The 13,556-nt window shown below is 62.7% G+C and carries 10 protein-coding genes; 5 read left to right on the forward strand and 5 right to left on the reverse strand.

Annotation, left to right across the window (positions count from 1 at the left end):
* Window positions 1–53 precede the first annotated feature (53 nt).
* From BI364_RS07655 to BI364_RS07670, 4 genes are all read right to left on the reverse strand, one after another.
* Window positions 54–635 (reverse strand): cupredoxin domain-containing protein, encoded by a 582-nt coding sequence (locus BI364_RS07655; RefSeq protein WP_083251237.1) that lies wholly within the window; start codon window positions 633–635, stop codon window positions 54–56.
* A 153-nt stretch (window positions 636–788) separates the two neighbouring features.
* Entirely contained in the window at window positions 789–1,637 is an 849-nt protein-coding gene (locus BI364_RS07660; protein WP_070078231.1) for a class II fructose-bisphosphate aldolase, read from the reverse strand.
* Window positions 1,634–2,968 carry a four-carbon acid sugar kinase family protein gene (locus BI364_RS07665; protein WP_197495946.1) on the reverse strand — a complete coding sequence of 445 codons (1,335 nt, stop codon included), beginning with the start codon at window positions 2,966–2,968 and terminating at the stop codon, window positions 1,634–1,636. Before BI364_RS07665 ends, BI364_RS07660 begins: the two co-directional genes overlap by 4 nt.
* A gap of 61 nt (window positions 2,969–3,029) precedes the next feature.
* Window positions 3,030–5,249, reverse strand: coding sequence for a phosphoketolase family protein (locus BI364_RS07670; RefSeq protein ID WP_070079963.1), 2,220 nt, complete (start codon window positions 5,247–5,249; stop codon window positions 3,030–3,032).
* Window positions 5,250–5,422: 173 nt separating this feature from the next.
* On the opposite strand from BI364_RS07670, the gene BI364_RS07675 reads away from it, so the two are divergent.
* The 5 genes from BI364_RS07675 (at window position 5,423) to BI364_RS07695 (ending at window position 13,250) form a co-directional block, all read left to right on the forward strand.
* Complete coding sequence (locus tag BI364_RS07675) at window positions 5,423–6,181, forward strand: IclR family transcriptional regulator (protein WP_070078233.1); 759 nt, start codon at window positions 5,423–5,425, stop codon at window positions 6,179–6,181.
* 179 nt (window positions 6,182–6,360) lie between these two features.
* Window positions 6,361–7,803, forward strand: coding sequence for a Wadjet anti-phage system protein JetA family protein (locus tag BI364_RS07680; RefSeq protein ID WP_070078234.1), 1,443 nt, complete (start codon window positions 6,361–6,363; stop codon window positions 7,801–7,803).
* A complete protein-coding gene (locus BI364_RS07685) occupies window positions 7,793–8,458 on the forward strand; it encodes a DUF4194 domain-containing protein (RefSeq protein ID WP_070078235.1) in 666 nt (221 codons plus the stop codon). Before BI364_RS07680 ends, BI364_RS07685 begins: the two co-directional genes overlap by 11 nt.
* Window positions 8,448–12,080, forward strand: a complete 3,633-nt coding sequence (locus tag BI364_RS07690; protein WP_070078236.1) for an ATP-binding protein — start codon at window positions 8,448–8,450, stop codon at window positions 12,078–12,080. Before BI364_RS07685 ends, BI364_RS07690 begins: the two co-directional genes overlap by 11 nt.
* A 33-nt stretch (window positions 12,081–12,113) precedes the next feature.
* The gene (locus BI364_RS07695; RefSeq protein ID WP_070078237.1) at window positions 12,114–13,250 is read left to right on the forward strand and encodes a hypothetical protein; all 1,137 of its coding nucleotides are present in this window, start codon (window positions 12,114–12,116) and stop codon (window positions 13,248–13,250) included.
* A 49-nt stretch (window positions 13,251–13,299) separates the two neighbouring features.
* On the opposite strand, the gene BI364_RS17340 is transcribed toward BI364_RS07695, so the two are convergent.
* Window positions 13,300–13,506 carry a DUF3079 domain-containing protein gene (locus BI364_RS17340; protein ID WP_083251238.1) on the reverse strand — a complete coding sequence of 69 codons (207 nt, stop codon included), beginning with the start codon at window positions 13,504–13,506 and terminating at the stop codon, window positions 13,300–13,302.
* Between the last annotated feature and the right edge of the window lie 50 nt (window positions 13,507–13,556).

Genomic DNA, 13,556 nt, shown 5'->3' on the forward strand with positions numbered 1-13,556 from the left:
GTCGGCGCTGCCATCATACCCCGCCACGCCGAGTGTCGCTAACCACCCTTGCGCTAACGCACCTCTATCTTGCCCCACATGCCGAAGGAAGCGTGCACGGGAAACAGGCAGATGTAATAGTATTGCCCCGTTTTTTGGGCTGACCAGTCGACCTTGGCGTAACTATAGCGACCTGGATTTGGCAGGATGGGCAGATTGCCGGTGTCGACGAGGGGATGGGTGACGCGATTATCCGCGGGTACGACGGCATACGGCGGTCCGGCGGTGGTGATGGCAAAGCTGTGCGGCGCTACTTGGCTCGTGTTGATGACGTAAAAGGTGATATTGGCGCCGGCCGTAAAGACCAAGGTAGGGTTTTTGATATTGTCGACTTCAAAGGTCGGATAGGGAAAACCGGGCAGAACCTGTTCGACCACGACTATCGGATGGTTTCCAGAATATACGATGGTATCGCCGCTCTGTGTGCTGCCGGTATCCGTTTTCATCAGGCTCTGGATCTGCGGCCACGTGAGCGAGAGGGCGGTAGGCGCGGCCAGGGCGACACTGCTCGTCATCAAGGCGGCCAAAACTAAGGCGAGCGAGTAAAAGGGCATGATTGCAGCGCGGATGTGCGCTCGATAAGCACGAATCGACATGTGTCACCTTGTTTTTGAGTTGTCTTAATAGGGTGAATGCACTTCGTTGGTGCGAGTGCAGGGCAACTCTAGCCGATCATAAAAAATATTTCATGGATTAATTGAAGTGATCAGCTAGTTGTGCGGGCAGGGGCCGAGTGACGGTGGTGGCCATTACGCCACGCTGGCGTAGAGCCTGATCTGGGCTTCTGCCAGTACCCGCCAGCGCGTATGCGTGGATTGCAGCACACCTAGATAGTCGTTGTGCTTAACACCTGCCTGGGCGCGAACCTCGTCCATTCCGGTCTGCAGCAGACCGGAGAAGAAATTGATTTTACGGATACCGCGGCGAACCGATTCGCGGATCGCGTCGTCGCCGACTCCGGTGGCGCCATGCATGACCAGTGGCACATTAACCCCAGCGGCAACGGCCTCGATGGTGTTCAGGCTGATATGCGGTGCTTCGCGGTAAAGGCCGTGCGCAGTACCCACGGCAATGGCCAGTGCGTCGACCCCGGTTTGTTCGACGAAGCGTCGCGCTTCGGCGGCATCGGTATAGGGCAGTGCGGCCGGCGCGTCATGGCCGGTATCCGCCACGCCCTCTTCACCGGCCACCGCGCCAAGCTCGCCCTCGACGCCCGCGCCGTAGCGCTTCGCCAGTTCGACGACAGTTGCGGTCAGGTCGACGTTTTCGCTGAAGGGCAGATGTGATCCATCGATCATGATGCTGGTGAAGCCCAGATCGAGTGCTTCCCGGATCATGTCGACCTGTTCGGGGGCGGCATGATCGAGGTGCAGGGTGGCAGGTATGCCGGCCGATTCAATGGCCTTAAGGTAGGCCGGTGCGCGTAATGCGGTACGCATGCCTTCGAAGTGACGGCTGGCAATGCCCACGATGACCGGCTTGCCGAGATTTTCCGCAGCTTCAAGTACCGCCAGCGCCATGTCGAGATTGAGGGTGTTGAAGCAACCCGCGGCGCCAGGCGCGGCTTCGTGCAATAGCTCGGCGAGGTTGCGCTTCATCGCGAGATAGCTTGGGTTGTGGCAAGGCGGGTGTAGGCGGTGGCCAGAGCGTGCTCATCCCCGACGTTGCCCGGAAAAATCACCACCGGCAGCCCTGGGTAGCGGGGATGTTCGTCCGGACAGCGGACGACCGAACAGCCGGGCAGGATTTGGCCGAGTACGCGCGAGATGCGTAGCGCGAGGCCGGAACTGAGCACGTCGTTGGAGGTGATGCCGCCCTTGCTGATCAGAAAACCCAAGGTAACAGGCAACCCGCGCACGATGTCCATCAGGAAGGCAGACACCTGTTCGCCGAAGGCAAGGCGCGCGGCCTGGTCCGCAAACGCGCGTTCGACGCGGCTGGTGAATATCACCGGCGTCAGCCCGTCGGCGTGTGCCTGGTGACAGCGTTCCAGGATGTCGGTGAGCAGTGCGTCGCGTTCGCCGGCGATGCGGTCGACATCGACTTCCATTTCGGCCACGCCGGGTATCCGCAGCAGTTGACCGAGTTGTTGTGTGGTTTTTTTGACGTGAGAGCCGACGATGACCGCGCCAGGTCGCCCGTTGCGTACGTAGGTCGCCATCTCCTCGGGGCGAACGGGTTGTGGCGGCAATGCGGCCAGTGCGGTCAGCAGGCTGGCGGCACTGCGGAAAAGAAAGCGTTTGCCCTCGGTGGCAGCTTGCAGCAGCTGGGCCGCGAAGTGATCGAGGTCGGTCTGGGCTTCAGCATCGACCACGCAGCACACGTTGTCGTGCAACCCCAGTAGACGCGCACTGACGTCGCCGCGCACGTCGGCCAGGGTGAAGCGCTCCACTTGATCTGCACGAATGCGGCCGGCGGTTTTTTCTTCGACGTAGTCGGGCAGATAGCTGTGTTGGTAACCGAAAATGGAATCACGCGCGAATTCGGTTTCGTGCACGGGAATGGGCTGCCCGTCCGTAATGAGATAGTGCACGCTGTCACGGGTGAAACGCCCGCCTTCGAAGAATGCGGGCACCATGAAGTGCGCATCGAAAGGGCCGAGGGTTTCCGCGATGACGTCGGTTTCGACCGGGTAATGACCGCGCAGAGTGGAATCTGAGCGGCTGACCAGTAGCGGATTGATGCGCTGCCCGTGCTGTTCGAGCGCGTCGAGCGCCTGCCGGATGTTTACGCAGACCTCGCGGGTGACGGCTTTGGCACGTTCCGCGCTCATGCCGCGGGTATTGGTCAGCACGAAGAATAGCGGTGAGGCGTCAAGCAAGGCTTCGCGCAGGGTATCGACGTCCCAGGAGGTCAGCAGCAGGCAGCCATGCACCGTTTGCGAGCCAGTGGGGTCGTCGTCCAGTACGATGATCTTGGTGGTACTCATCATGGGCTCCTGAAGACGAGCCGCAGGCCGCCGATGGATTGGCGGTCTGCGGTTTGCCATGTCACGACAGTGCGCGTGCGCGCTCGATCATGCGGGCGGCGGTGATGCCGTTGAAATCCATGATCTCCGCAGGCGAGGCGGTGGTTTCGCCGCGCTTCCAGCAGAGCGTGTCGCGACGCGGGGCACGGCTGCGCAGCAGCACCGGTTCTAGCGGTGCGCTGGGCCCGCCGCTGACGGCCAGCAGCACGTCGCCGTCGAACAGTGCGTTGAACGACTCATCGGACATGAAACGGTCGTCCGCCTCGGAAACCGTGTCCCAGGCCACATCGCTTGGGCGATATAGGCGGCGCGGGTTGAGTACGGCGACGATGCGCACACGGTAGCCTTCAGCCTCGAGCGCGTCCTTGGCTTCGAAGACTGGCAGGAAGACCATGTCGCCGGTAACCGCGAAGACCACAGTGCCCTTGCTGCCGCTAGTGGATTCATAAAGCACGGCGGCGCCTTCCTCGATGGCGAGGCGGGCTTCGTCCAGGCTCAGATACACGGGCAGGGGGCTCTTGGAGGCGATGATCACCATGCCCTTGTTGAAGCTGCCGGTGGCGTAGGCGTAGGCGGCCTGGATCGCGTTGGCGTCGCAGGGGAACAGTGGGTAGACGTTGCCGTTGCGCATCATGGCCGCGAAGTAATTTTCGATCTCCGGGCGCTGATGGGTCCAGCCGTTACGGCCCTGCTCCAGTGCGCCTGCGGTGAACATGGTGACGATAGACGGCGTCTTGCGACGCAACTCGGCCATCGCCTGAGTCACGGTCTGTACGATCGGCCAGCCGTTGATCGCGAAGGATTCGTAGGAGAGCCACAGCGCGCGCGAACCGAATAGCGAGAGTCCCGCAGCAAGGCCGGCGCAGGCGTCCTCATTCAGTGGTTCGTAGACCTGCCCATTCGGCATCTGGTTGTAGAGAGGGTCCTGCGTGGGGTGGCGGATCTTGAGCGCGTCGTTGATGTTTTTCATCGCCGAGGCTTCGTTGCCGTCTGCATTGGTGACCACGAAGCGCGGGTCGGCCTTGCCGAGCTGTGCGACCAGTGCGCCCATGGTGGTCGAGGGCACGGCCTTTTCGCCCTTGGCGAAGTCCTGCATGGCGAATTCGGGCAGCGGTGCGAGCGCCAGCTCCGACTCGGTCACCGCCGTCTTGCCGGCAGGGCCACCGCCAGCGCGACTGAGGTTCTCGCGCACGAGCTGCCAGGCGTGTGGTGGCAGCGCGCGGCGCTTGAGGCCGTCGATGATGTGCTGTGCGTCGAGGGTGTCGGCAGGATAAAGGTTATGCGATTTGGCGCCGGTGGTATGCACGCCGGTGCCCTTGAGCTGCTTGAGCACGAAGGCAGTGAGCTTGCCGCCCATCGCAGATTTCGCGGCGCGATCCATCTCACTGAGCACTCGGCCGGCGAAGGCCAAACGCGCGTCGTGGCCGAAGCGGCTGCTATCCACGAAGGTGCCGTCCTGGGCGCCGTCGTCGAAGTCCTTGGCGTCTACCAGGATTACCTCGTCGAAGCCGTGTCCCTTCCAGTAGGCAATCATGGCGTCATTGTCGAGCAGCGACACCATCGAATGATGTTCCTGCGAGTAACCGTTCCACACCAACACGGGTAGGAAGTTGGTCACTTCGGGGTAGGCCGTGTGGAAGTGCATCATGGCGTTGAGCACATAGGGCTCGCCCATGCCGCCGTCGCCGATGGTCACGGGGAACAGCTTGTCGCGGTGCAGCAGCGCGCCGGCCATGGCGAAGTGCTGGCCCTGGCCGAGCGGGCCGGCGGGGGCCAGAAGACCGGGGATGGCGCCGGAGAGATGGCCGAGAAGGCCATGCTTCTCACGGAAGCGCGCCATCATGTCGGTCAGCGTGTTGATGCCCATGGCCTCAAGCGAGCTGTCGAGGAACATCGAGGCGTAGAAGCCAGGGGCGTGGTGTCCGACCTCAGTGACAATATTGGTGTGCCCCAGCATCATCAGTGAGGCATGCGCCTCTGCGCTGGAGGCGAAGCCACCGGGGTGGCCTGAGCCCTTTGAGCCGCAAACCTGCAAGGTGACGTAGCGCAAGGCATCGGCGGCGAGCAGGGTTTGGTACACGGCGCGGGTGTCGCTTGGATCGGCGATGGCCGACTGGCCCTCGGCGATGACCGCTTTGTCCGCATAGCGCTCGAAATCCTGCCAAGGCTTGCCGAGGTGACGAATGCCCTCGCAATAGGCGGGCAGATCGGTGTTGTTGATCTCGACTGGATTGCTGCTCATGGTCTCTCCCGTACCGCCGCTCTTTTCATAAGGCGGGAATAATTTCATAATGCGAAAAATCGCGCCAGGCAAACAAACGCGCTCAAACTGCTGCGGACGCACTGTTCGCCGATGTGGGAACCATAGGACGCTGCCTGGTATTTCGCAATACACAATCGTTTTCATAATGTGAAATGAGCAAATCTGTTAATCCCATCCAGGTCATCGAACGCTCGGCTACGCTGCTCGATACGATTGCAGCGCTGCCTGAGGCCGCCAGTCTGAAAATACTCTCCGCCGAGACCGGGCTGCATCCCTCCACGGCATTTCGCATCCTCGCGTCGCTGACGGAAACCGGTTTCGTCGAACGCGATGCTGCTGGGCGTTACGTGCTCGGACGCAAGTTGCTGCAGCTTGCAGGTCGGGTGCGGCGTGGTATCGACATCCGCGAAGAGGCGCGGGTGCACATGGAATGGTTGCGCGACCAGATCGGCGAAACGGTGAATCTCACCGTGCGCGAGGGCGACGAGGTGATCTACATCGAACGCGTTGCGCCCAAGCGCATGATGCGTGTCGAGCAGGTGATCGGCAGCCGCGCGCCACTGCACGTGACCGCCGTGGGCAAGCTGATGCTGGGCGAACTCGGCGATGCCTTCCTACATGCCTACGTTCAGCGTACCGGGCTGCCGGCCTATACGCCCAAGACCATCACCTCCGCCGAGCGCCTGCTCGCGGTGGTTCATGCGGCTGGGTCACGTGGTATCGCGCTGGACGATGAGGAGGCGGAGGAGGGCGTCGGTTGCATCGGTACGTTGATCCACGACAGTACCAGTGCCGTCGTCGCCGGCTTGTCGATTTCCGCGCCGATGGAACGCCGGCAGGATGCCTGGGTGCCACTGGTTCGCGATGCGGGGCGGCGTATTGCCGAGCGCCTGGGCTATTTCGAAGACTGACGCTGCCGCCGGTATGCGTCGGCACGCAGACCGGGGCAGGATTTACGCGATGTGCCGTGTACGACTCGCCGAGGTCTATTACAATCCCGCCTTAATCGTCCCCGGTAACGCTTGTCCGGAGGATGCGAGCCGCCTTGTGCGGCACTTCGAGCGTTCGTGACCGCAGGACAGGGCAACACTTGCTTTTCGACGAAACCAGACGGCATTTCTTCCGCCCGCTCAATGGCAAATACCGAGGGCAGGTGGTCGATTGCCTGAGCGTGCTGTACGAGCGTCTATATGGCGCCTATGCAGACTACAGCCGCAACCTCACACGCGATCAGGTGGTCGAAACCCTGGAGGAAGCCATCGCGCGCAGTCCGCTGCTCGACGAGGATGAGGGCGAGGAATACACGCCAGGCGCAAGGAGCCAGCGCGAGCAGGCCAATTGGGTGCTGGGGCTGTTGCTGGAACATGGCTGGCTGGAGCGCCAGATGGACGAGGCCACACTGCAGGCCACCTACGCCTTCACGCGCCACGGTCGCCTATTCACCCAGCCCATGGTCGATGCTTCTGGCGGGCGCTTCCGGACACGGCATCGCAACACGCGCAATACGCGCAACGCACTGCAGTCCTTTCTCGACAAGGGCGAGGTCTACGATCTGCTTGATGCCTACGAGTATTCCGAGCGTATCGTCGCGGATTTCTCGGACGTGATCGCCGAGCTGGACGAGCGCAGGCGACAGCTGGTCCGGGAGGTCGAATCGCAGCAGATCGTGCAGCGCGCCTCGGACGAATTCTTTGATTTCATGGAAAAACGCTTCATGCCCGACGTGGCGATCCGGCTCTCAGCCGACTCCGTCGAGAAGTACCGCGACGAAATCGCTGGGCTGATCGAGCGCATCAAGCGCAAACGTCGCGAGTTCAAGGAACAGGCGGAATGCGAGCTGCGGCGGGCGGCCCCGGAGCTGATCGGTGAGGTCAGCCGCTCGGTGCTGTACAGCATTCTCGACGGCATCGAGGCGCGCATGCACAATGCCTCGGCCACCATGCTGCCGGCCCTGCGTCAGGCGCTCAACGGCTTCACCCGCCGAGCCGACATCATCATGCGCCAGCTCAGTTATTCCGGTGGCGGATTGCAGAACCGACTGTTGCGATTGACCGAGCGCTTCCGGCAGGCCGCGCCGGAGCGGCAGATACAAGCGCTCGAAGCGTCTGGCGAGACCCTGGCGACGCTGTCCGTTGGCCTTGCCGACAGCGATGCGCTTCGTCTGTTTGCCCCGCGTAAACCGCGCGTGGTCAACGCCTCCGTGGAAGACAGCCCGGCGCACGACGAGGCCTCGCGCAGGGAAATGTTCCTGCAGTCCGCACTCGACCAAGCCTTCGCCTTCAACAGCCGTGCGCAGCGAGATTATGTGTTCGAAGCCCTGCGTGAGGGGCACCGTATCCACAGCCAGAACCTGCCCGTCCGCGATGCCCGCGAATTGCTGATGAGTGCCCATATCATCGAGATCGGCACGCAATCGACCAGCGAATTCGCGTTCAGGGTCACGCCGACACGCCAACGGGTCAGGACCGATTACTTCGACGCGACCGACGAATTCACCCTGGAACTGACGAAACGCCAAGACCATGCTGATTGATTATCTGAACGATGGGCTCGAAAAAACCGGCGTGACACTAGATGAATACCGCGAGCTGTGTCTGCGACTGCTCAATTACGGCGTGCTGTGCCGCGATGAAAGCCAGATCGAACAGCAGCTTTACGACCGCTATCTGCGAGTGTCCGGATGGATCGACGAATATCTGTCGGTGGTCGGTGTGCGTGTGTTTCATGACCGTCGTTTCGCCTATCTGCGACTCTATCCGCCCGGCAGCAGGATGCCGGGGATGGCGGATGCGGCCGAGGAGGCGTTTGCCAACGGTTTGCGCGCGCGTCTGCGGCAGGACGAGGTCGCCCTGCTGTTGGTGCTGCGGCAGCAGTACGACAAGGCCCTGCGCGAGGGGCAGCTTGACGACGGCGGTTACGTCACCGAATCGATCGAATCCCTCGGCATCGCCCTGCGCAACCAGCTGGGACGCTCACTGCCCGAGAAGCTGACCGACCGCAAGCGGGTATTCGAGCGCCTGCGCAAGCTGCGCCTGATCCAGTATCGCCAGGACGACGACCTAGACACTGGCGAGGCGGGCCTACGCATCCATCCCATGATCGTGGCCTTCGTGACCGACGAGGCCTTACTAGCCCTGGAAGAGGCGCTGCCGGTTGAGCCACAGGCGGAGGAAGACGATGTTTCTTAAGCGTTTCGTCTTCGTCAACTGGGGCAATATACCGAGCATCGAATTCGAGTTCGGGCCGATCAATCTGTTCTCCGGCGGCAACGGTTCGGGCAAGACCACGGCGGCGGATGCGATCCAGACCGTGATGACCGCGGCCCATGAAACCTTGTTCCAGTACAACCCCGGACAGGACGAGACCACGCAGCGTGGACGCGGCGGCAAGCGTGTGCGGACGATCTCCTCGTACGTGCTGGGTTGCGACGATGGCAGTTATGCACGCCTTGACCCCACCGACGGCTACCTCGCCGCGGTCTTTCACCCAAACGAGGGTGAATCGGCCGATCCTTTCACCGCGATCATCGCCGTGCGTGCCTGGCTTGATGTTGCGGGCGGTAATTCGGTGGCCCGCCAGGACGACGCCCAGTATTTCGTCGTCGCCGGTGCCGAACTGGGCCACGGCCACTTCGTGCGCGAGGGCGAGGCGGGCAGGTACGTGGTGGCGCTCACCGAACTCCAGACCGAGCTGATACGTGAATTCGGTAAGCGTCGCGTCGAGCGCTACGATGCCAAGAAGGCCTATCTGCGTCGACTCTACGGCGCCCTGCGGGGCAAGTCCGATTCTGTTTCGGAGCCGGAGGCGACCGCCGCCGCGCGCGCATTTTCGCGTTTCATGGCCTACAAGCCGGTCAAGAGTATTGATCGTTTCGTGGCTGAGGAAATCCTCGATCCGAAGGATCTCGGCGAGGCGGTCCGTTCCGTATCGAGCCAGCTCAAAACCATCCACGGTATGGAGCGCGACGCGGCCAGGCTGGCGGCCTCGATCACCACTCTCGCCCGCGCCAACGCGCACGCGCAGACGTACATCGATACCTGGATTGACCTCAACCTGCTCGACTACACCCTGGCCCAGGCCGAATACGGGCTGCGTCAGGAGGATTATCTTCGCGGCAAAGCGTTGCAGCGCGAGCAGCGTACGGCGCAGGGCGATCTGGAGGCGCGCATTGTTGCCGTTCAGACGCGGGCGGCGGGCGTACAGCGGCAGTTGATCGAGCATGAGGCCAAGCGCCAGGGCATCGATGCGCTACGCCAGAAAGACGAGTTGGCGCGGAAATCCGAGGCGCTCAATAGCACTCTGGTTGCCGGCGCGCATGAACTGGTACGGCAGGACAAGGCGATCACCGCGAACGTGCAGGCCACGCGTGAAATGCTTCGAGCGCTGGGCGATCCGCTCGTCGCCGAGGCCTTGCCAGGGCCGTCCGGTCTGGAGGGGCTGGCGCTCGGGCGAGCGGTGGTCGATACGGCCGCTGAGGTGCTGTCGGACGTTCACGCCCTAGTGCAGCGCGATATCGCCGGCGGCGCCGAAACCCTGGAAGGGCGCCTGGATACGATCCTGACGGTGCAGCGGACGCACAACCGCTGGCATGCGCTGTGGCACGAGCTGCGCGATTCAGGCAGCGAGCGTGATCGACTGATGACCTTTGTGCACGGCCGCCGCACGCGTTACAGCACGTTAACATCCCAGCGCGACGAAAAGCGGCGCGAGATCGAGCGGCTCGGTGCGAATCAGGTGAGCTATCCGCCAGCCGTCGAGCGGGCGCTCAAGGCCATCCGCCAGCACTGCCCCGAGGCCGATCCGCGCGTGCTCTGCGACCACGTCGAGGTCCGGGATGCGCGCTGGCAGGCGGCGATCGAGGGTTATCTGGGCGGGGCGCGCTTCTCGATCATCGTCGCCCCAGCTTATGAGGCGCAGGCCGTTCGTATCGTCCGCGGATTGCCGGGTCGCGACAACCGGGCGCGGGTGATCCAGGGACGGAAGGCAGCCGAGGATGCCGCTCGAATCACCCTCGACGAACAGTCCATCATCCACGTCCTCGAATTCACGCACGCGGTGGCCAGGGATTACCTGGTGGCGAGTTACGGCAGCGTCGCGCGTGTGGATTCGGCAGAAGTGCTGAGCAGGACACGCCGCGGTCTCACGGAGGACGGCATGGCCTCCGGCAACTACAGCATGTGGCGTTGCGACATACCTGATGCCGATCTCGTCTTCGGTGCCGCCGCGCGTGAGCGTGCCCTTGCCGCCAAACAGGTCGAGCTGGAGACTCTCGAACTCGAATGGCATGCCGCCAACGACCAGCTTCAGCAGGGGGCCGCGTTGTTGCGCGCCGTCGACACTCTCGCGGAATCCGTCTATGGCAGCGTGCTGCGCGAGGTGCTGGCCACGCAGCGCGCGCTCGATGAGAACGAGGTCCTGCTCACCCAGCTCGACCTTTCCGAACACGAGGATCTGGAGCAGCGATTGCAGACGCTGCAGGCCGACTACGTCAAGCTGCACGCCGAAAAGGACCATCTGAACGAGGAGAAGGGCAAGCTCGCCAAGGAACTGGAGGACATCGAGCGTCAGCTCAAGTTGCTGAGCGGCCTACAGGGGCGTAACCGCGAGATTGTGGAGACGCACGAAGCTGCACTCGCCGCCATCACGCCGATCTGGCCTGATTTCGACATCGACACCCGGCTCGAGGCAGCCGACCGCGAAGCGCGTGAACTGAACGTCGAATTCGCGAAGAATCACCGGGTGGAGCTGGAAAGAAACTTGCACGCTGCCGAGCGCAGGATGGCCGAGGAAATCTTGCAGCACAACCAGGACTGTCGTCCCTCCGATGCCATCGTCTACGCTCCGTTCAGTGGCGAATACGGGCAGGCCCTGTTCCAGGCCATCTGCGATGTGCGGCGCGATCTCGACCGCGTTCACAACTTTCTCCAGAACAATATCCTGCTCGAAAAGCACGCGCAGCTTTCGGAGCTTAAGGGTGCCTTCAACAACGCCTTCGTTTCGCACCTGTGCCACGCCATCTATCAGGCGCTCAATGAGGGCCGCCGCCAGATCGACCTGCTGAACAAGGAGCTGCAGCATCACCGTTTCGGTGCGGATCGCGAGGTCTTCCGCTTTGCCAGCGAATGGGTGCCTGAGTACCGTGACTATTCGCGCTTCTTCGAGGAAGTGGTTCGCACGCCGGGCCTGGGCGACGAGGTTTCGTTGTTCGACGCACAGCTCAGCGAGCGTTCGCGCAAGGTGCGCGACCATCTCATGGCCATGCTGCTCGACGACGACGAACACCGCGCCATGCGTGAACTGGAGCGCATCGCCGACTATCGCAATTACCGTCGCTACGAAATCTACAAGGAAGTGGAGGGCAAGGCGCCGATTCCGCTCAGCGAATACGGCACTGGTTCCGGCGGCCAGTTGGAAACACCGGCCTACATCATCCGCTCGGCTGCGATCACTTCCGCCTTCCGTTTCGCTGAAGGCGGCGCACATCTGCGCATGGTGCTGGTCGACGAGGCGTTCTCGAAGATGGACGAGACCCGTTCGCGCGAGGTCATTCAATACCTCTCCGCATCGCTCGGCCTGCAACTGACCTTCATCATGCCGACCAGCAAGTGCGGGCCGTACATGGACCTCATCAGCAACGAGTTCGTGTTTGCCAAGGTGCCGAGCGAAGCACCCAGGGGGCAATTATCGACGCGTGTGCTGGTCGACCGGAAACAGTGCAATCAGGCCCGCATCGAGGCGCTTTGGAAGGCGCACCGACACAGCGTTTACCAGCAGGCCGAGCTGGATTTCATGGAGGCGTTTGCGGAGTGACGGGGTGACTCGCAACGTGATGGCGCCAGTGGCATGAGCGCGCCGCCGCGGCCGCCCTGGCTGGATGACGAGCCGGAGGTGCTGGGCTTTCTGGGCACCTTGCTGGATTGGCTCGATCGGACCGATGCCGAAGTGCGGGTGCGCCCGCCGAGCCTGCGGCTTGACCGCAAGCGTGCTCCCCGATTGTACCGTCACGACCAAGCCGCAGACCGCACCTGGGCACTGATGCGTCGCGACCTCGAAGGACGAGTCTGCGATATTTTGCCGAAGCGGCGGCGCGGACCCTACGAGGCCGAATATGTCGGCGCTTCGCTCAGGCTGATCGAGGGCGGCGAGGCGATGCTTCGCGCATGGTTGTCGCGTCCCGCGCAGCCGCGTTACCGGGAGGCTTGGGCCATAGCCGTGGCTGCGCATGCCGATGCCTTCGCCGATCGAGGCGATGCATTGGCGTCACGTCCGGTCAAAGTGGCGGGTAAATCGCCCGCGGAGGTCGTCAGTGCCTTCGCGCGCATCGGAGAACCGTTGCACGATGGCCTCACGCTGCGCCAATTGAGCGCCCGATGCTTTTGGGGCCATTCCAAGTTGCTCGACGCGCGAGCAGGATTACTGAAACAGCTCTTTCCCACGCACTTGATCGCGCCGAGGCCGGTGCTTGCCCACGTCCACCTCGTTGGCGAACGCGCGGGCGTTCTGTTCATCGAAAACCAGGATACCTATATCCAGGCGTTATCGGGCCAGTCAGAGGCGCTGGCCCGGCTGGATCGGGTCTATGGCGCCGGGTTTCGCGGCAGCGCGGAGCGCATACGCACGCGCGACGGCGTGAGCTTGCACTACCACGGTGCCGATGACGCCGGCCGGCGAGGGCGCTTCGAGGACTGGTGGTTTGGTGGGCAGCCGGACGGCGATCCGCTTTGGTTCTGGGGCGATCTGGATTATGCCGGCATGGCCATCCTCAAGGCGCTGCGTCAGCGTTTCGGCGACGTGCGCGCCTGGCCGGCCGGCTACGACCGCTTGTTATCGGTGCTTGAGGTGGGCGGTGGGCATCTCCCTGAGGTTGCCGACAAGGCCGAACAGCTCGATCCGGGCACAACCGGCTGCGTCTACGCCGACGAAACCCTGCTCCCGGCCTTGCGCCGTCTCGGCCGCTTCGTCGATCAGGAAATCGTCTGACCGGCGCCTGGGTCATGGATGATGCGCGCAGTGCGTCAGTTTGAGCCGTTTAGTCGGGTACGCGCCCGGTTACGGTCCGGGCGTGCTCCATCGGCACCAGACCCCATTCGTACCAGTCGTCGCCGAACAGTTCAGCCGGATGCTGAGTACGATCAGTCCCATTGCCGCAGATCAGGGAATCAGCCGGGCAATACTGGTCGCACCCCCAGCAGATTCGCTCCGGATGCTTGGGGTTCAAGGGGAATCTCTTTGTCATAACGCGCTACCTTGTGAGTCTGTGGGTGCATGCCCACGTATCGCGATTTT

It is taken from the genome of Acidihalobacter yilgarnensis, assembly GCF_001753245.1.
In the GTDB taxonomy this organism is placed as follows: Bacteria; Pseudomonadota; Gammaproteobacteria; order DSM-5130; family Acidihalobacteraceae; genus Acidihalobacter; species Acidihalobacter yilgarnensis.

What these genes read in the sequence shown, in the direction of transcription:
- BI364_RS07655 (WP_083251237.1), bottom strand. Translation starts at nt 635, where the DNA reads ATGTCGATTCGTGCTTATCGAGCGCACATCCGCGCTGCAATCATGCCC.
- BI364_RS07660 (WP_070078231.1), bottom strand. Translation starts at nt 1,637, where the DNA reads ATGAAGCGCAACCTCGCCGAGCTATTGCACGAAGCCGCGCCTGGCGCC.
- BI364_RS07665 (WP_197495946.1), bottom strand. Translation starts at nt 2,968, where the DNA reads ATGAGTACCACCAAGATCATCGTACTGGACGACGACCCCACTGGCTCG.
- BI364_RS07670 (WP_070079963.1), bottom strand. Translation starts at nt 5,249, where the DNA reads ATGAGCAGCAATCCAGTCGAGATCAACAACACCGATCTGCCCGCCTAT.
- BI364_RS07675 (WP_070078233.1), top strand. Translation starts at nt 5,423, where the DNA reads ATGAGCAAATCTGTTAATCCCATCCAGGTCATCGAACGCTCGGCTACG.
- BI364_RS07685 (WP_070078235.1), top strand. Translation starts at nt 7,793, where the DNA reads ATGCTGATTGATTATCTGAACGATGGGCTCGAAAAAACCGGCGTGACA.
- BI364_RS07690 (WP_070078236.1), top strand. Translation starts at nt 8,448, where the DNA reads ATGTTTCTTAAGCGTTTCGTCTTCGTCAACTGGGGCAATATACCGAGC.
- BI364_RS07695 (WP_070078237.1), top strand. Translation starts at nt 12,114, where the DNA reads ATGAGCGCGCCGCCGCGGCCGCCCTGGCTGGATGACGAGCCGGAGGTG.
- BI364_RS17340 (WP_083251238.1), bottom strand. Translation starts at nt 13,506, where the DNA reads ATGACAAAGAGATTCCCCTTGAACCCCAAGCATCCGGAGCGAATCTGC.